Source organism: Streptomyces sp. NPDC029151, assembly GCF_055564315.1.
This window is the reverse complement of sequence record NZ_JBVHWQ010000001.1, coordinates 369,959-387,650: the sequence shown is the minus strand read 5'-3', so window position 1 is coordinate 387,650 and position 17,692 is coordinate 369,959. Positions and strand designations below refer to the sequence as shown.

13 protein-coding genes are annotated in these 17,692 nt (G+C 74.7%); 7 read left to right on the top strand and 6 right to left on the bottom strand.

Translation table 11 applies throughout. The features are described from left to right. Positions 1-108 precede the first annotated feature (108 nt). From ACZ4VF_RS01495 to ACZ4VF_RS01485, 3 genes are all read left to right on the top strand, one after another. Positions 109-1,293: a hypothetical protein gene (locus ACZ4VF_RS01495; protein ID WP_467922430.1), complete on the top strand. Its 1,185-nt coding sequence runs from the start codon at positions 109-111 to the stop codon at positions 1,291-1,293. A 272-nt stretch (positions 1,294-1,565) separates the two neighbouring features. Then, positions 1,566-2,867, top strand: a complete 1,302-nt coding sequence (locus ACZ4VF_RS01490) for an alpha/beta fold hydrolase (protein WP_467922429.1) — start codon at positions 1,566-1,568, stop codon at positions 2,865-2,867. A gap of 68 nt (positions 2,868-2,935) precedes the next feature. Next, on the top strand, positions 2,936-3,679 hold the full coding sequence (locus ACZ4VF_RS01485; protein ID WP_467922428.1) for a PIG-L deacetylase family protein: 744 nt from the start codon (positions 2,936-2,938) through the stop codon (positions 3,677-3,679). 36 nt (positions 3,680-3,715) lie between these two features. On the opposite strand, the gene ACZ4VF_RS01480 is transcribed toward ACZ4VF_RS01485, so the two are convergent. After that, positions 3,716-5,236, bottom strand: coding sequence for a cytochrome P450 (locus ACZ4VF_RS01480; protein WP_467922427.1), 1,521 nt, complete (start codon positions 5,234-5,236; stop codon positions 3,716-3,718). Positions 5,237-5,357: 121 nt separating this feature from the next. Here ACZ4VF_RS01480 and ACZ4VF_RS01475 point away from each other — a divergent pair, with 121 nt between their 5' ends. Both ACZ4VF_RS01475 and ACZ4VF_RS01470 read left to right on the top strand, forming a co-directional pair. Beyond that, entirely contained in the window at positions 5,358-5,966 is a 609-nt protein-coding gene (locus tag ACZ4VF_RS01475) for a TetR/AcrR family transcriptional regulator (protein ID WP_467922426.1), read from the top strand. A gap of 100 nt (positions 5,967-6,066) precedes the next feature. After that, complete coding sequence (locus ACZ4VF_RS01470; protein WP_467922425.1) at positions 6,067-6,792, top strand: DUF2470 domain-containing protein; 726 nt, start codon at positions 6,067-6,069, stop codon at positions 6,790-6,792. Here ACZ4VF_RS01470 and ACZ4VF_RS01465 read toward each other — a convergent pair. The 5 genes from ACZ4VF_RS01465 to ACZ4VF_RS01445 all read right to left on the bottom strand — a co-directional run bounded on the left by ACZ4VF_RS01465 (position 6,760) and on the right by ACZ4VF_RS01445 (position 11,946). Then, positions 6,760-7,995, bottom strand: a complete 1,236-nt coding sequence (locus ACZ4VF_RS01465; protein WP_467922424.1) for a lactonase family protein — start codon at positions 7,993-7,995, stop codon at positions 6,760-6,762. The two genes, ACZ4VF_RS01470 and ACZ4VF_RS01465, sit on opposite strands and share 33 nt — an antisense overlap. Positions 7,996-8,172: 177 nt before the next feature. Further along, positions 8,173-9,315: a hypothetical protein gene (locus ACZ4VF_RS01460; protein WP_467922423.1), complete on the bottom strand. Its 1,143-nt coding sequence runs from the start codon at positions 9,313-9,315 to the stop codon at positions 8,173-8,175. A gap of 46 nt (positions 9,316-9,361) precedes the next feature. Beyond that, positions 9,362-10,615, bottom strand: coding sequence for an FUSC family protein (locus ACZ4VF_RS01455; RefSeq protein WP_467922422.1), 1,254 nt, complete (start codon positions 10,613-10,615; stop codon positions 9,362-9,364). Between the two features lie 89 nt (positions 10,616-10,704). Further along, positions 10,705-11,199: an FBP domain-containing protein gene (locus tag ACZ4VF_RS01450; protein ID WP_467922421.1), complete on the bottom strand. Its 495-nt coding sequence runs from the start codon at positions 11,197-11,199 to the stop codon at positions 10,705-10,707. 99 nt (positions 11,200-11,298) lie between these two features. After that, a complete protein-coding gene (locus ACZ4VF_RS01445) occupies positions 11,299-11,946 on the bottom strand; it encodes a PAS domain-containing protein (RefSeq protein ID WP_467922420.1) in 648 nt (215 codons plus the stop codon). A 999-nt stretch (positions 11,947-12,945) separates the two neighbouring features. On the opposite strand from ACZ4VF_RS01445, the gene ACZ4VF_RS01440 reads away from it, so the two are divergent. Further along, on the top strand, positions 12,946-16,125 hold the full coding sequence (locus tag ACZ4VF_RS01440; RefSeq protein WP_467922419.1) for a cytochrome P450: 3,180 nt from the start codon (positions 12,946-12,948) through the stop codon (positions 16,123-16,125). Between the two features lie 251 nt (positions 16,126-16,376). Further along, a complete protein-coding gene (locus tag ACZ4VF_RS01435; protein ID WP_467922418.1) occupies positions 16,377-17,666 on the top strand; it encodes an ROK family protein in 1,290 nt (429 codons plus the stop codon). The last annotated feature ends 26 nt before the right edge of the window (positions 17,667-17,692 follow it).

Below are 17,692 nucleotides of genomic sequence, written 5' to 3'. Positions count from 1 at the left end.
CCAGAACGTGACGGGGGCATGGGAGTGAGCACCGGTGTGGACATGAGCGGCGAAGCGGACTTCGGCCCTTTCCTGATATCCGCAGTACGGGCCAGGGACACCGACGCCATGGGACACCTGCTTCTGGCGGGGGCCGACCCCGACGTGCGTGACGGACGGGGAACACCAGCACTGTGCCTGGCGATCGAGTTGTACGCCGGAACCGCCGCCCATCTACTGGCCGAGCACGGTGCCGACCCCGGGCAGTGCGGACCGGACGGTGTGCCGCCACTGCGCAAGGCCGTCGACTCGGGCTCGCCGACGCTGGTCGAGGCCGTCTTGCACGATGAGTCCCGGTGGCGCCACCGCGAGGCCGAGCTACTGGACATGCGGAACCTCGCCCGGCACTGGCATGAGACGGGCACCGAAGCGGAACTGCGACGCCGTACCGGCGCGCAGGGCCCCGTGGCTCCAACCCGCGTCCGGGACGACGAGTTCACGGTCGTCGACGAGCTCTCCCTCGGTGGGCTGACCGTGCGCGACGGGCACGCGGCGATCCTCACGGATCTGGAGGCCACGCTCAACATCCAGACCTCCTTCGAGGAACTGATGGACCGCGCACTGACACGCCCCGACCAGCAGCACGCCGTATGGCAGACGTCCACCATGCTTCTGGCGAACCGCCGCGACCAGGACACCTGGGACGCCGCTGCGGCCCTGCGCGTCCACCCGGATCCGGCTCACCGGCTGTTCGGTGCGGAGGTGTTGCGACTGACCCACCTGTTCGACCAGAGCGACGAGCAACCCTTCGCGGGCCCCGCCCTGGAGCTCTTCGTCGACTGGTCGGGCCGGGAGACTGACGCCGCCGTGCTCACCGAGGTGCTGAACGGCCTCGCCGAGCACGCCGACCCGCGCGCCGACGCAGCCCTCCTGCCACACGGCGGCCATCCCGACGTCCGGGTGCGGCGCGCGGTAGCCTCCGCCTTCGACCTGTGGTCACGGGCCTTTTCCCCCGTCGTCCGGGAGACGTTGCTGGGTCTGATGACCGACCCCGACGCAAAGGTGCGGCAGCGAGCCTGCCGCACGGTCGCCGACGGCAAGGACCGCGATCCCGCCCTCGCCGACGGCATGGCAGAGCTGCTGGACGATCCGGTCCGCCAGGTCCGGGTCGTCGCCGTGTACGGGCTCGCCCGCCATGACGACGAGCGGTGCGTGGAAGGCGCACGCCGCCTTCCACCGGCGCCGCCCGGCGCCCCATACGAGTACGACCTCGACGCGGTATGGCGGTACAAACTGCGCCGCGACGATCGCTGACACCCGGGCCGGCACGTCAGGGCCGTCACCAGGGGCGCCCTCGCCGCCGAACTGCTGCCGGAGGAGACCGCGCAGGGCGAGGGGGGGACGGACGTACGAGCAACGGCGCGTGGTGCTCCCGCCGGGACCGGTGGTGCGGCGCTCCCGCCTCGCCGCACGCTGAGCACCGCACCGGCCGGAGGTTCAGCGGCCGCCCTTGATCCGGGGCTCCTCCCGCGCCCGTCGATGTGCTCAACTGGGACCTGTCCAGACCGTCCGTCCCAGGAGACCCGTTGAGCCTCAGCTACCGTCAGCCCGGCGTCGTCCTCACCGACCACCGCTTCACCGTGCCCCTCGACCACGCCGACCCCGGGGGCGAGACCATCGAGCTGTACGCCCGCGAGGCGGTGGCGAGCGACAAGACGGGGCAGGACCTGCCGTGGCTGGTGTACCTCACGGGCGGCCCCGGCTTCGGGGCGAATCGTTTCGTCGGACGTCAGTCCTGGCTCGACCGGGCCCTGAAGGAGTACCGCGTCCTCCTGCTCGACCAGCGCGGCACCGGCCGCTCCACGCCCGCCACCCGGCAGACCCTGCCGCTGCGCGGCGGCCCCGCCGCACAGGCCGACTACCTCACCCGCTTCCGCGCCGACTCCATCGTCCGCGACTGCGAGGCCATCCGGCCGCGGCTCACCGGTGGCGCCCCGTGGACCGTGCTCGGCCAGAGCTTCGGCGGCTTCTGCACGGTGTCGTACCTCTCCCTCGCCCCCGAGGGCGTCCAGACCGCGATCATCACCGGCGGCCTGCCCTCCCTGCACGCCCACGCCGACGACGTCTACCGGGCCGCCTACCCGCGCATCGAGCGCAAGGTCGCCGCCCACTACGACCGCTACCCGCAGGACGTGGAACGGGCCCGCCGGATCGCCGACCACCTCCTCACCCACGACGTGGTCCTGCCGAACGGCTACCGCTTCACGGTGGAGGCGTTCCAGTCCCTCGGCCTCATGCTCGGCACGAGCGACGGCAGCCACCGGCTGCACCTCCTGCTGGAGGACGCCTTCGTCCGCACGCCGGCCGGCCACGAACTGTCCGACGCCTTCCAGGAACAGGCGCAGACCCTGCTGTCGTACGCCGGCCACCCCCTCTACGCCCTCGTCCACGAGACCATCTACGGCCAGGACGCCCGCCCCACCGCCTGGGCCGCCGAACGCGTCCGCGCCGAGTTCCCCCGGTTCGACGCGGCCAAGGCACTCACCGGCGACGGTCCCGTGCTCTTCACCGGCGAGACGGTCCACCCCTGGATGTTCGAGACCGACCCGGCCCTGCGGCCCCTGCGCGAGACCGCCGACCTGCTCGCCGCCCGCACCGACTGGCGCCCGCTGTACGACCCGGCCCGCCTCGCCGCCAACGAGGTCCCCGTCGCCGCGGCCGTCTACCACGACGACATGTTCGTCGACGCCGGCCATTCCCTGGAGACCGCCGCCGCGATCCGCGGGCTGCGCCCCTGGGTCACCAACGAGTACGAGCACGACGGCCTGCGCGTCGGCGCGTCCCGTGTGCTGGACCGGCTGCTGGCGCTGGTGCGCGACGAGGTGTGACGCACGCGGCGGACCGGGCGGCCGGCAAAAGGAGTTGCGCGGGGGACGGGGCGGCATAGTGTGCGCCCATGACGGAGTCCAAGATCACTCAGCTCGAGCCCCTGCCCGGCGACTGGCGGCGTGCCCTCGCCGTGGTGGCCCACCCCGACGACCTGGAGTACGGCTGCTCCGCGGCCGTCGCCGCCTGGACCGACGCCGGCCGGGAGGTCGCCTATGTGCTGGCCACCCGCGGCGAGGCGGGCATCGACACCCTGGACCCCGCCGTCTGCGGCCCGCTGCGCGAGCGCGAGCAGCGGGCCAGTGCCGCCGTGGTCGGCGTCACCACCGTGGAGTTCCTCGACCACCGGGACGGGGTGATCGAGTACGGCACCGCGCTGCGCCGCGACATCGCCGCCGCGATACGACGCCACCGCCCCGAACTCGTCGTCACCCTCAACCACCGCGACACCTGGGGCGGGGTCGCCTGGAACACCCCCGACCACGTCGCCGTCGGCCGTGCCACCCTGGACGCCGCGGCCGACGCCGGCAACCGCTGGATCTTCCCGGAACTCGCCGAGCAGGGCCTCGAACCCTGGAACGGCGTCCGCTGGGTGGCCGTCGCCGGTTCGGGCAGCCCCACCCACGCCGTCGACGCCACGCCCGGCCTGGACCGGGCGGTGCGCTCGCTGCTCGAACACCGCACCTACATCGAGGCGTTGACCGACCAGGACCCGGAGGTCTACGTCCGTGACTTCCTGACCGAGACCACCACCGCCACCGGCAAGCGCTTCGGCGGCACACCGGCGGTGGCCTTCGAGGTGTTCGGCCGGTAACCGGCCCGGACGGCGGCGGACCGCGCGCTCCGCTGCTCAGAAAGGCTCGGCCGCGCCCGTGCGGTGGAGCCGTGTGCCGGTGCCGGCCGGCGTCCCTTCCGGGCGCTGCGGCCGTCGCTCCAGCCGCAGCCGCAGTCCCTCCGGCATCAGCGTCAGGCGTTCGGTGACCCTCAGGCGGTAACCGGGGTCGGCCGACAGGTCGTAGCGGCGCAGCAGCAGTCCCAGGACCAGGGTCGCCTCGTGCAGGGCGAACTGGCGGCCGATGCAGGCCCGGGCGCCGGTGCCGAACGGTTTGAACACGTGCGGGGGGCGGGCCCGTACGGCCGACGGGGTGAAGCGGTCCGGGTCGAAGCGCTCCGCGTCCTCGCCCCACACCTCCGGTTCGCGGTGCAGCATCGGGGTCAGCACCATGGCCCACGCGCCCCGGCGCATCGGGTGCTCGCCGGCGAGGACCGTGTCCTGGCGGGCCTCGCGGGCGAAGGCGGGCGCGGTCGGCCACAGCCGCAGCGACTCGTCCAGCACCCGGCGGACATAGCGCAGCTTGGCTATCCGGTCGTAGGAGGGCTGCTCGGTGCCGCCCCAGACGCGGTCCACCTCGGCGCGGGCCCGGGCGGCGATCTCGGGGTGCCGGGCGAGGTGGTACAGCGCGAAGGAGAGCGCGCCCGAGGTGGTCTCGTGGCCCGCCACCAGGAACGTGATCACCTGCTTGCGGACGTTCTCCGCCGACAGCCGCTCCCCGGTCTCCGGGTGCGCGGTCGCCAGCATGCGGTCCAGCAGGTCCCCCTCGCCACCGCCGCCGGACCGGCGCCGGGCGGCGACCAGGCCGTCCACCGTGCGGTCGAGGTACGCCATGTCGGCCGCGTTGCGCCGGGCGGCGGCCCGCAGCAGCAGCGGGGCCAGCGGTCCGGGCACGCTGTTCAGCTGCTGGGCGTAGGTGAGCGTGCCGACCATCGCCGTGACGAAGGGGTGCGGGCGTTCGCGCTCGAAGGACCCGAAGTCGTACCCGAAGCCGGTCCGCGCGATCGTCTCCAGGGTCAGCCGGGTCATGTCCCCGGGCACGTCCACCGTGCGCCCCGCCGCCAGCTGCCGGTCCCAGTGGTCGGTCAGCCGGCCGGCGACGGCCAGCATCATGCCGTGGTAGCCCTCCATGGCCTCCCGGCCGAACCCGGGCGCCAGCACGTCGTGCGCCAGCTGCCAGTTGGGTTCGTGGTTGTAGGCGGTGAACAGGCCGTCGCCGGCCAGCGGCCGCAGGTTGGCGACACCGAGGCCGACGTGCTTGGCGAACCGGGACTCGTCGGCGAGGTCGGCGACGAACCGCGACCCCCACACGAAGACGAATTCCCTGCCGAACGCCCGGCGCCGGAAGACCGGCCCCAGCCGGCGCGCGAAGCGCATCGAGTCCTGCAGCGGCCGGTGCCGGTCGGCGCCGAGCACATCGCCGAGCAGCGGCAGCCTGCGCGGCGGATGGGGGATGCGGTGCAGCTCGGGCCAGCCCTGCTCGGCGCTCCGGAAACCCCTCGGCAGCCCGGTCCCCATGGTCTCCGTCGTCCCCGCCATGACGCGATCTCCCTTGATCCAGCGGACGGTTGAAGCAGTGGCGCGCGCGTGTTGTACGTGGGTTCAATAACGCGGTTCAGTGTGGTCCCGTTGTTGAATCCACGTCAAGTAAAGTGACGCCATGCCCGCGAACCAGGGGGAGCGCGCCCGGCGCAGACTCAGCACCGGGGAACGCCGTGAGCAGCTGCTGTCGGTCGGCGCCAGGCTGTTCTCGGAGAGCCCCTACGACGAGGTGTGGATCGAGCAGGTCGCCGAGATCGCCGGGGTGTCGCGCGGGCTGCTGTACCACTACTTCCCGACCAAGCGGGACTTCTTCGCCGCCGTGGTCGAGCGGGAGAGCGCGCGGATGCTGCGCATGACGGCCGCCGAGCCCGGGATCCCGGTACGCGAGCAGCTCGCCGCCGGCCTGGACACCTACCTCGGCTACGTCCAGGCCCACGCCCACGGCTTCCGCGCCTTCCACCGGGCCGACGCGGCCGGTGACCGGGCCGTGCGCCGGGTCTACCAACGGGCCCTCGCGGCACAGGAGAAGCAGATCCTGGCCGCGCTCGCGGCCGACCCCGAGTTCGGTCCCGTCGTCCAGACCGCCCCCCAGGTGCGGCTGGCGGTGCGCGGCTGGCTCGCCTTCACCACCGCGGTGTGCCTCGAATGGCTGCGCGGGGAGGGCGACCTGAGCCGCGAGCAGGTGCGCGACCTGTGTGCCCGGGCGCTGCTGGGCGTCCTGCCGTAGGCCCGTCACGGGTGTCGTCACGTCCGCCCGCCGTGGGGCGTGGTTGGCGCGCGCCCCGATCTCCGATAGGTTAGGCAAGGCTTACCTAAGGAGGTCTCGGATGGGTGACACGCAGGACTGGACGGCCGCGCCCGGCGCGGCGGAACGGGCACGATCGGTGCTGGCCACCGCGTGGTCGTGCGCGGTGACCGCGGACGGCGCCCGCGAGGAGTACGTCGGCGCGCACTCGGTCACCGAGGAGGGCGCGGTGCGGCTGGCGGTGCCCGACGACAGCGCCCTGTTCGGCGCGGTCCTGTGCGCCCCGCGCCAGGAGCCCTCCGCCCTGCTGGAGTTCGCCGACGTCGCCCCCGTCCCGGTGCGCCACCGCGTCCGCGCCCGGCTCTGGCTCTCCGGCCGGCTCACCCCGTCCGAGGGCACCCTCCTCTTCCGGCCCGCCCGCGTGGTGCTGCGCCGGTCCTCCGGAGCGGTGGTGGTGGACCCAGACGAGTTCGCCGCCGCCCGGCCCGACCCCCTCGCCGGCGCCGAGGCCCGGCTGCTCACCCACCTCGCCGACGCCCACCCGGACGCCGTCGAACGCCTGACCCGCCTGGTCCGGCCCGAGAGTCTGCACGCCGCCACCCGGGTCGCGCCGCTCGCCGTCGACCGGCACGGACTGACCCTGCGCATCGAACGCACCCGCGCCCACGGCGACGTACGGCTGCCCTTCCACACCCCCGCCGACGACATCGCCCAGCTCACCGAGCGCGTCCACGCCCTGCTGGCCCAGGCCGGTGCGGCCGCCTGCCCCCGCGCGCTACAGCGGCAGCGCGCAGACGGCGACGGGTGACGCGAACGGCTCGCCGGTCGGGCGGAGCCCGCCGCTTGCGGGGTCGACGCGGAACACCGTGACCGTGCCGGAGCGCTGGTTCGCCGCGAACAGCAGCCGGCCGTCCGGGGCGAACGCGATCTGCCGCGGGAAGTCCCCGCCCACCGGTACCGTGCCGAGCAGCCGCAGCCCGGCCCCGCCCGCCTCGACGGCGTACCGGGCGAGGCTGTTGTGGCCCCGGTTGGCGAGGAAGGCGTACCGGCCGTCCGCCGTCACCAGGACCTGCGCCGGGTAGTTCGTCCCTCCCCGCGATCCCGTGGGCTGCGGCTCGCCGATCGTCAGGCGTCCGGTTCCCGGGTCGTAGCCGCACACGGTGACGGTGTCGTCCAGCTCGTTGGCCAGATAGGCGTACCGGCCGCCCGGGTGGAAGGTCAGGTGGCGCGGACCCGCGCCGGGCCGGGTGCGCGCCTGCGCGACCTCGGTGAGCGTGCCCTTCGCCTGGTCGAGGCGGTAGGTGTAGACGGTGTCGGTGCCGAGGTCCACGGCGAGGACGTGCCCGCCGTCGGGACTCGTGAGGACCTGGTGGGCGTGCGGGCCCTGCTGCCCGGGGCCAGGCGGCGGAGAACCGTGCGTGACCAGGTCGGTGCGCTCGCCGAGGGCGCCCGTGGCGTCGACCGGGTGCACGGCGACGCTGCCCGAGCCGTAGTTGGCGCTCAGCAGCCAGCGCCCGCTCGCGTGCACCGACAGGTGACAGGGCCCGGCACCGCCGGTGCTCCGGGTACCGAGGACCCGCCGGTCCGCCAGGCGCACCGCCGTCACCCCGCCGTCCTGCCGCTCGTCCACCGCGTACAGGGTGCGCCCGTCCGGGTGCACCGCGAGGTAGGACGGGTCGGGGACCCCGCCGAGCGTGCCCGACCCGGTGATCCGGCCCGACCCGGGGTCGTACGACGCGAGACCGATGCCGGTGCCGCCGCCGTCGACGGAGGTGTAGGTGCCCACGTACAGCGGGCGCGGACCGGAAGGCCCGCGGGACGGCGGATCCGCCTGTGGACGGCTCGCGGGGGCCGCGCGGTCCGCCGGCGGAGCCGCCGGGGACGGCACCGCCACGACGGCCGCCGTGCCGGCCACCGCCCCGACGAACCGCCGTCTGGTCCAGCCGCCGCGCCCGCGGTCCCGCCGGGGCGGGGAGGCTCCCTCACCCGCCGTCCGTGACTCCGTGTCCATACCGCACCCCAGCTCGTCGGTCGCCTCCTCGTGACAGCCACCTTGGCCCGTGCGCACCGCCAAGGGCAAGCCGGGCAACGGGCGTTGCGTGTACTGCAACCGGCGGGAACGAGAGGGTGGTGGCGGACGGGGTCGGCACGGACACCGGGGCCGGTACCGGGTCCGGCACCGGCGGGGCTACCACTCCCCGTCCTCCACCGGTCTGCCCGGCGCGTCCTTGAGCGGTGCCACCTGCCCGGCGGACGGCGCCTGCCAGGGGTCCAGGTCGTCCCCGAGCCACTCGCCGACCGGCTTGACCGCCTCCAGGGGGTCCGCGGGCGCGAGGTCCTCGGCGTCCTCGTCGTAGTAGTCGTACCAGGGCAGGCCCGCCCGGGTGTACGCGGCCCGGTCCACCGGGGACGGCGGGGGCTCCTCGCCGGTGATCCGGCGCCACTCCGGGGGCGTGACCAGGTGCACGAAGACCCGACCGGCCGGGTCCTCGGACCAGTCGTCGAGCGGCCGGTCGTCCCGGTAGACCTCCTGCCGCATCGAGCCGCCCGCGCCGAGCCCCATGACCGCGGCGCGCCGGGGAGCGGCCGACGGGGGAGCGGCGGCCGGGGAACCGGGGGCGCCGAAGGACGCGGGGGCGCCGAACGGCGCGGCGGGCGGGGGCGGCGGCGCTCCGCCGGGGGCCGCCGCGGCCGGGGGCGGCGTCGCGCCGAACCCGGCGGGCGCCCCGTACCCGCCCGGCGACCCGTAGCCGCCGGGCGGGCCCTGCCGCAGCGCCCGCGTACGCTCCCGCTCCCGGCGTCGCCACTCGGCGAGGGCCTCCGCCCGCAGCGGGAACGACTGGAGCTGGACCCCGCCCCACACCTCCTCGCCGGTGACCTGCCCCTCGACGGTGGCGCCCAGCCCCAGCGGTACGGCCACGAACTGGCGGACCGTGCCCCTGCCGGAGTTGATGCCGTCCAGCCACGGCTGGCGGGGCAGCACCACGTAGTTCTGGGGCCCCCGGGACAGCCGGTCACGCCACGGCTTGCCGGAGACCGCGCACACCTTGCCCACGCCGACCTGGAGCGCGGCCGGCTCCACCGTGCCGCCGAAGTCCAGCCACATCGCCTCGCGCAGGTACACCGGCAGCATCACGCCGCCCCGCGCCCGCATCCGCTCCGGCACCCGGTCGGCGTGGTCGGCCACCCGGCGGACCGGGAACTCGCCCAGGCCCGGCGGCAACGGATGGGTGCCGCTCTCCGGCAGGCGCAGCGTGCGGACGAACCGCACCGCCACCCCGCCGGGCAGCCGCAGTACGTTCCCGTCGATCCGGACTCCGCCACCGGTCATGCGCACGCTCCCTCGCCCTCGACGCCGGCCCGCCCCGGCGGCTCTCTCACCGAGAACGCTCGCCGAACCCCGCGCGGTTCCGCCACAGCTCCTCCTGCACCCCCAGGCGGTCGCGCAGCCAGGCCAGCCGGGGCAGCTTGCTCCGCTGCCCGCGCGAGACCCGGTCCAGCTCCTCCAGCAGGCGGCGGGCGCGGTGCTCGGTGTTCAGCTCGTCGATGATCCGGGTGGTCTCGGTCAGCACGGCGCCGAGCAGCTGCCAGTGCGCCCAGTCCTTGCGGATCTCCTCCTGGAGCAGCTCGGCCAGCCGGTCCCGGGTGCCGGCCGCCGTGCGCAGTTCGGCGCTCAGCCGCTCCTCCGCCGACTCGGCGTTCTCGCTCAGATGGGTGGTCACCAGCACGGCGAAGCTGACGATGGCGTCGGCGATCTCCGACAGCAGCTGCTCCACGGTCGCCCCCACCCGGGGCGGGAACAGCTCCTCGGACCCGCGGGCCTTCGCCAGGTCCGTGAAGGAGCGGGCCAGCACCCGCAGCACCACCGTGCAGATCTCCAGGGTGTCCAGACCGGTGCGCAGCACCACCCGGTGCAGCAGTCCCTCCTTCACCCGGGGATTGAGCCGCAGGCTGTCCTCGGCCTGTCGCAGTGACGCGTCCACCTGAACGATGTCGTGGTCGAGCCGGCGCGCCTCGTGCAGTCGCTCGGCGGCCTGCTCCCACGGGATCCGGCCGGCGGCCTCCTCACCCATCCGCAGCATCAGCTGCCGCACCCGCCGGGCCAGGTCCTCGATGGACCGGCCGGCCTCGTCCACCCACACCGGGGGCGGGAGCAGCAGGTTGCAGGCGGTGCCGACGACCGCGCCGATCAGCGTCTCCACGATCCGCGCCCACGCCGTGAACCCGACCGTGGTCACCCCGAGCACCAGCATGGCGCTGATCGCCACCTCGGCGACGTACTCGTCGACGCGCACCAGGTGCCCGACGGCGAGTGCGGCGACGATCAGCAGCGCGAGGCTCCACCAGGTCAGGCCCACCAGCACGCTGAAGGCGATGGCGACCAGCACCCCCGCGACCACCGAGTTCACCCGGCGGATGCCGTTGGTGAGGGTGGCGTAGAAGGTCACCTGGACGACCAGCAGCGCGGTCAGGGGCGCGGTGAGCGGGGCGGGCTCGGGACTCAGCCGGAGCGCGATGACATAGGCGACCGTCGCCGCCGCGGCCGACCGCAGCGTCTGGACGACCACCGGCTCCCGCCGGCGTCGCGCCAGACGCAGCAGCCCCGCGGTCCACTTCTGTACGTCGTGCATCCCTTGGCCTGTTCCCCATCCTCGGGGGCATCGAACGTGGCCGTTTGCGGACTGTTTGCGTTTGTTTCCGTCCGTTTTCGGCCAGGGACTTACGCGTACAGCTTGTCGAGGAAGGCGGAGAGATTGCCGCGCGTGCGGGCGATCTGCTCCTCCAGGGTCAGGCTCTCCTCGAACCGGGCGCCGGACTCCGGGACCTTCCTGCCGCGGACGTACAGCGAACACGCGAGGTCCGTGCACATGTACAGCCCGACCGAGTTGCCCTCGCGGCCCGCCGCGCCCGCCTTCCGCGCGGTCATCAGGGAGACCCCGCCGCCGGGATGCGTGGTCAGGCACACCGAGCACATGCTGCGGTGCAGGAAGCCGCGCTGGGAGGCGGGGAAGCGCAGGGAGACGCCGGTGAGCCGGCCGTCCCGCTCGGTGACCAGATAGCTGCGGTCCGGGGCGCCGGGATCGCGCCAACCGAGGAAGTCCAGGTCGTCCCAGGGGCGTTCGTCGAGGTTACGCGGGACGGCCAGCCGCTTGGCCTCACCCTTCGAGCAGTTGACGAACGAGGTGCGGATGTCCTGCTCGGTGAGCGGTCTCATGGGGGAGTCCTTCCGGGTTCGGGGCATACCTAGGGTCTCTAGGTTCGTGGCTATCCTATTTAGCCGACGGAAGGCGGGGCCAATGAATTTCCCGGCCTCTCACGGCCCCTCGGTGACCTGCGGCTCCGGTGGCCACGCGCCCGGCGCCAGGACGCCCAGGGCGTAGGCGCGGGCGACCAGCTCGGTGCGGTTGGCGGCGCCCCAGCGGGCCGACAGCCGGCGCAGGTGATAGGTGACGCCGTCCCTGGTCAGGCCCAGTTCACGGGCGGCGCGGGCGGTGGTCGCGCCGCCGGCCAGCAGGGCCAGTACCCGCCGCTCCACCTCCGTGGTCCGCACCGGTTCCGGCGTCGGCTCCGGTGCGGACCGCTGGCCGCCCAACCGCAGCATCACCAGCAGCGCCGGTGTCTCCTCCACGGTGTCGCTCACCGGATCCGCCGTCAGTTCCCCGTACCGCTCGCCCCCGCCGGGCGCCGGCCAGCACACCGACACCTGGTAGCGGGAGCGGTGCCGCAACCGCAGCGCCTCGGCGATCCGCTCCACCTGTCCGGCCTCCTGCGGCCGGAACAGCTCCAGTACGTGCCGGCCGCGCAGCCGGCCCGGGGTCGTACCGCACTCCGCGGCCATCGCCGGGTTCGCCAGCACCACCCGGCCGTACACATCGCACACCGCCACCGGCACCGCCACCCGGTCGAACAGCATCAGCGCACGATTGCGCCAGACCACCGCGTCGGCCCCACCCGTTTCCATGGCACCTCCCGGTCCGCCGGCCGACTGCCATCCAAGAGGAAGCGGCAGGTCAGCGGCAACTCGGGGGAGCTGACTGCTGCCGGAGGGCCGGACCTCGCACCCCGTACGCATCGCGGTGCCCGCCCGGCCGTCAGGACGGGGCCACTCCGACGGGCCGAGCGACCCCGGCCCCGCCGCGCGGCGCACGGGGGCGATGCCCGCCGGGCGCCGACCCTGTCGGGCGGCGACCTCGTCAGGCGGCGAAGCGTTGGACGGTGACGCGTCGGGCGGCGAACCGTCGGGCGGTGAACCGTCGGGCAGTGACCCCGTCGGGCGCCGACTCCGCCGGGCGGCGAACCGTTGGACGGTGACCTGTCGGGCGCCGGCCCCGTCGGGCGGTGACCTGTGGGGCGACGAACCGTCGGATGGTGACCCGTCGGGCGGTGACCGTTCGGGTGGTGACCCGTCGGACGCCGGCCCCGTCCGGCGGTGACCTGTCGGGCGGTGAACCGTCGGGCGACGAACCGTCGGATGCTGACGCGTCGGGTGGTGACCCGTCGGACGCCGGCCCCGCCGTGCGACGGCCCCGTCGGGCGGTGACCTGTCGGATGGTGACCGTTCGGGTGGTGACCCCTCGGGCGCCGGCCCCGTCGGACGCCGACCTCGCCGGGCGACGAACCGTCGGCCGGTGACCCGTCGGGCGACGACCCCGCCGGGCGACGAACCGTCGGATGGTGACCCGTCGGGCGGTGACCGTTCGGGTGGTGACCCGTCGGACGCCGGCCCCGCCGGGCGTCGGCCCCGCCGGCCGCCGACCCGATGCGGCACCCGGCGCCGCCGGTCGTCCGGCCGGCGGGCGCCGGGGTCGCGCGCAGCTCCCGCGCGGCGCGGACGGTCCCGCGCAAGCCCCGGTGCCGACTTTCCACTGCACGAACGTGTAGTGCGGTGGCGCGGCCGCCGGCCGGCCGTCGACCACCCTGGACGCAGTAGTCCGCTACCGCGAAAGGCAGTTGTCGCGTCATGCCCCCCACCGCACTGCACACCGGCCCGGCCGCGCCCCTGGCCGGCGTCCCCGTCGTCGACATCACCGCCACCGGTCCCGGCCGCACCCCGATCCAGCAGATCATGGGGCTGATGCGGGAGCACGGGCCGGTGCTGGTGCGCCGGCTGCACGGCCGGGACGCGATGTTCGTCGCCGACGCCGGCCTGGTCGCCGACCTGGCCGACGAGGAGCGCTTCGCCAAGCACGTCGGGCCCGCCCTGGAGAACGTGCGCGAGTTCGCCGCCGACGGCCTGTTCACGGCGTACAACGACGAACCCAACTGGGCCAGGGCGCACGACATCCTGATGCCCGCCTTCGCGCTCGGCTCCATGCGCACCTACCACCCGGTGATGCTGAAGGTGGCCCGGCGGCTCATCGACTCCTGGGACCGCGCGGCGCGGGACGGCCGGCCCGTCGACGTGCCCGACGACATGACCCGGATGACGCTCGACACCATCGGGCTGGCCGGGTTCGACTACGACTTCGGCTCCTTCGAGCGCGACGAGCCGCATCCCTTCGTGGAGTCGATGGTCCGTTGCCTGGAGTGGAGCATGACCCGCCTGGCCCGCACCCCGGACGCGGACCACTCCGCGGCCGACGCGGCCTTCCGCAGGGACGCAGCCCACCTCGCCCGGGTCGTGGACGACGTGATCGCCGCACGCGCAGGCACCGACCAGAGCGGCGCCGAGGACCTGCTCGGGCTCATGCTCAGTGCCCCGCACCCCGCCGACGGCGCCACCCTCGACCCGGCCAACATCCGCAACCAGGTCATCACCTTCCTGATCGCCGGACACGAGACCACCTCCGGCGCGATGTCCTTCGCCCTGTACTACCTCGCCAAGCACCCCGCCGTCCTCCGGCTCGTGCAGCGCGAGGCCGACGCGCTGTGGGGCGACACCCCGGATCCGGAGCCGACGTACGAGGACATCGGCCGGCTCACCTACACCCGCCAGGTCCTCAACGAGGCGCTGCGGCTGTGGCCGACGGCCGCCGCGTTCAGCCGGCACGCCCGCGAGGACACCCTGCTCGGCGGCCGGATCCCGCTGCGCGCCGGCCAGGCCGTCACCGTGCTCGCGCCGATGCTGCACCGCCAGCCCGTGTGGGGCGACAACCCCGAGCTGTTCGACCCCGAGCGGTTCACCCCCGAGGCCGAGGCGGCCCGTCCGGTGCACGCCTTCAAGCCGTTCGGCACCGGTGAACGCGCCTGCATCGGACGGCAGTTCGCGCTGCACGAGGCGACCATGCTGCTCGCCCTTCTGGTCCACCGCTACCGGCTGCACGACCACGCCGGCTACCGGCTCACCGTGAAGGAGACCCTCACCCTCAAGCCCGAGGGCTTCACCCTCACGCTCGCCCCGCGCACCCCCGCCGACCGTGTGCACGCCCCCCTGCCCGGCGCCGTCCCCGCCCCGGCCGCCGGCACCCCCGCCCCGGACGCCCTCCCGGCCCGTGTCCGCCCCGGCACCCGCGCCCTCTTCCTGCACGGCAGCAACTACGGCACCTGCCGTGACTTCGCCGCCCAGCTCGCCGACGAGGCCGCGGCCGTGGGCTGCGCCACCGAGGTCGCCGCCCTGGACGCGTACGCGGACGGTCTGCCCACGGACCGGCCCGTCGTCATCACCGCGGCCTCCTACAACGGCCGCCCCACCGACGACGCCGTCGCCTTCACCGCCTGGCTCGACGGCACCCCCGACCTGACCGGCGTGACCTACGCCGTCCTCGGCGTCGGCGACCGCAACTGGGCCGCCACCTACCAGCAGGTCCCGACCCGCGTCGACGCCCGCCTCGCCGAACTCGGCGCCACCCGCCTCACCGAGCGCGCCGCCGCGGACGCCTCCGGCGATCTCGCCGGCACGGTACGGCAGTTCACGGCCGGGCTGCGCACCGCGCTGCTGACGGAGTACGGCGACCCGGACGCCGGCGTCGACACCCCCGCCGAGTCCGCCCACGCCTACACGGTGCGCACCCTGACCGGCGGCCCGCTGGACGCCCTCGCCGAACGGCACGGTCTGGTCCCGATGACCGTCACCGAGGCCTACGACCTCACCGCCGCGGACCACCCCCGCACCAAGCGGTTCCTGCGCATCGCGCTGCCCGAGGGCGTCACCTACCGCACCGCCGACCACCTGACCGTGCTGCCCGCCAACGCCCCGCGGCTGGTGGACCGGGCGGTGGCCGCGTTCGGCCTCGACGCCGACGCCGTCCTGGACATCCGGGCCGGCCGCCCGCGCCGCGACGGCCTCGCCGTCGACCGTCCGCTGACCGTGCGCGAACTGCTCACGCACCACGTCGAGTTGCAGGAGCGGCCGACCGCACGGCAGCGGGCCCTCCTCGCCGAGGCCAACCCCTGCCCACCCGAGCGTGCCGCCCTCGCCGCCCTGACCGGCGACGACCCGCGCACCCTCGTGGAACTCGCCGAGGACCACCCCGCCCTGCGCGGCGCCCTCGGCTGGCCGCTCCTGCTCGACCTGCTCACCCCGCTGCGGCCCCGCCACTACTCGATCTCCTCGGCGCCGGCGGCCGACCCCCGCCACGCCGACCTCATGGTGTCCGTGCTCGACGCACCGGCCCGGTCGGGCAAGGGCCGTTACCGGGGCACCGGCTCAGGCCATCTCGCCTCCCTGCGCCCCGGCGACACCGTGTACGCCCGCGTCCAGCCCTGCCGCGAGGCGTTCCGGATCGACGGCTCGGCGCCCGTCGTGATGGTCGCCGCGGGCACCGGGCTCGCCCCCTTCCGCGGTGCCGTCGCCGACCGCCTCGCCGCCCGCCGGGCAGGCACCGCACTCCCCGCGGCGCTCCTCTACTTCGGCTGTGACGCCCCCGGCGCCGACTATCTGCACGCCGAGGAGCTGGCGGCCGCCGAGCGGGCCGGAGCGGTGTCCCTGCGCCCGGCCTTCAGCGCCGCCCCGGAGAACGGGGCCGCCTTCGTGCAGCACCGGATCGCCGCCGAGGGCGACGAGGTGTGGCGGCTGCTGACCGCGGGCGCCCGCGTGTACGTCTGCGGCGACGGCGCCCGCATGGCCCCCGGCGTCCGTGAGGCCTTCCGTACCCTGTACCGGGAACACGTCCCCGGCGCCGACCGGGCGGCGGCCGAGCGGTGGCTCGACGCGCTGGTGGCGGACGGGCGTTACGTGGAGGACGTGTACGCGGCGGGCTGAGCCGCCGCCGGAGGGGGGCGCCAGATGGCGGACTGCGGTGAGTTCGCTGGTCGGGACGGTGCCCGGGCGGTCGACGCGGAACCGGCTGCGGTGGACCCGGGAGAGGGTCGCGCCGGAGCCGGTCGCCGCTCTCGGCGACATCGAAAGCCTCCGCCTTAGATCACAGCGTGAACTAAGGGTTGGCAGAATGTCGCTTCCGGCTGCCTGAAGGGGTATGTTGCAGGTCGGGCACGGTTCGTGAAGGGAGCCACATGGCGGGGCGCAACGGGCGCACGGTACGCGACCTGAGACGAGGCAACCGTACGGCGGTGCTCCAGCGGCTGTACTTCGACGGACCGCTCAGCCGGTTCGAGCTGGGGCCGGCCACCGGACTCAGCTCGGGCTCGGTCAGCAACGTGGTCGCGGACCTGATCGCCGACGGGCTGGTCGAGGAGGCGGGCAGCGTCGACTCCGACGGCGGCCGGCCCCGCACCCTGCTGCGGGTCGCCCCGGGCAGCGGCCAGATGATCGGCGTCGACGTCGGCGAGACCCGCGTCCGGGTGGAGCTGTTCGACCTGGCCCTCACCGAACTGGCCCGGGTGGAGAGGCCGTTGACCCCGCAGGGCTACGACGTCGACGTCATCGCCGGCCACATCCGCGACGGCGTCGCCGAGGTCCTCACCGCCGGACAGGCCGACCCGGGGCGACTGCTCGGTGCCGGTGTCGGCGTCCCGGGCATCGTGGAGCGCACCCCGGACCGGGGCGCCGTCGTCCACGGGCAGACCATCGGCTGGGACGCGGTCCCGCTGGAGCAGCTGCTCCGCTCGGCCTCGCCGCTCCCGGACGGGGTGCCGTACTTCATCGACAACGGCGCCAAGACCCTCGGTCAGGCCGAGATGTGGTTCGGCGCCGGGCGCGGCGCCCGCAACGCCGTGGTCGTGCTCTTCGGCTCCGGTGTCGGTGCCTGCCTGGTCACACCGGAGGTGGAGCACGGGCGCGCCGTGGAGTGGGGGCATCTGACGGTCCGGGTGCGCGGGCGGCGCTGCCGCTGCGGCGCGCCGGGCTGCCTGGAGGCCTACGCGGGCGCGGAGTCGCTGCTGGCCCGCTGGCGCGAGGAGGGCGGCCGGCCGCCCTCGGGCACCGACGAGGAGACCGCGCTCACCGCGATGCTCGCCGCGGCGTACCCGCCGGAGGGCGGCACGGCCGACCCGGTCGCGCTGGCCGTCCTGGAGGAGACCGCCGAGTACCTGGGCGCCGGCCTGTCCGACCTGATCAACCTCTTCCAGCCCGAACGGATCCTGATCGGCGGCTGGGCGGGCCTCCAGCTGGGCACCCGCTTCCTGCCCTCCGTACGCCGGCACGCGACCACGTACGCCCTGCGGCACCCGGCCGACAAGGTCACCATCGACCTGGGCCGGCTCGGCCCGGACGCGGTCACGGTCGGGGCGGCGATCCTCCCCCTGGCCGAGTTCTTCGCCGCCGGCGGCCGCCGTCCCGAGCCCACCACCGAGCCCCGTCTCCCCGCCTGGCGGGCTGCCCTCCAGGACCGGGCTCCCCACTGAACCGGGCGTCCTCGCCGGCCGGGGCG

Bases quoted from the DNA above. Each gene is read 5' to 3' on its own strand.
- ACZ4VF_RS01495 (WP_467922430.1), top strand. From the start codon at position 109: ATGGGACACCTGCTTCTGGCGGGGGCCGACCCCGACGTGCGTGACGGA.
- ACZ4VF_RS01485 (WP_467922428.1), top strand. From the start codon at position 2,936: ATGACGGAGTCCAAGATCACTCAGCTCGAGCCCCTGCCCGGCGACTGG.
- ACZ4VF_RS01480 (WP_467922427.1), bottom strand. From the start codon at position 5,236: ATGGCGGGGACGACGGAGACCATGGGGACCGGGCTGCCGAGGGGTTTC.
- ACZ4VF_RS01475 (WP_467922426.1), top strand. From the start codon at position 5,358: ATGCCCGCGAACCAGGGGGAGCGCGCCCGGCGCAGACTCAGCACCGGG.
- ACZ4VF_RS01470 (WP_467922425.1), top strand. From the start codon at position 6,067: ATGGGTGACACGCAGGACTGGACGGCCGCGCCCGGCGCGGCGGAACGG.
- ACZ4VF_RS01465 (WP_467922424.1), bottom strand. From the start codon at position 7,995: ATGGACACGGAGTCACGGACGGCGGGTGAGGGAGCCTCCCCGCCCCGG.
- ACZ4VF_RS01460 (WP_467922423.1), bottom strand. From the start codon at position 9,315: ATGACCGGTGGCGGAGTCCGGATCGACGGGAACGTACTGCGGCTGCCC.
- ACZ4VF_RS01455 (WP_467922422.1), bottom strand. From the start codon at position 10,615: ATGCACGACGTACAGAAGTGGACCGCGGGGCTGCTGCGTCTGGCGCGA.
- ACZ4VF_RS01450 (WP_467922421.1), bottom strand. From the start codon at position 11,199: ATGAGACCGCTCACCGAGCAGGACATCCGCACCTCGTTCGTCAACTGC.
- ACZ4VF_RS01445 (WP_467922420.1), bottom strand. From the start codon at position 11,946: ATGGAAACGGGTGGGGCCGACGCGGTGGTCTGGCGCAATCGTGCGCTG.
- ACZ4VF_RS01440 (WP_467922419.1), top strand. From the start codon at position 12,946: ATGCCCCCCACCGCACTGCACACCGGCCCGGCCGCGCCCCTGGCCGGC.
- ACZ4VF_RS01435 (WP_467922418.1), top strand. From the start codon at position 16,377: ATGGCGGGGCGCAACGGGCGCACGGTACGCGACCTGAGACGAGGCAAC.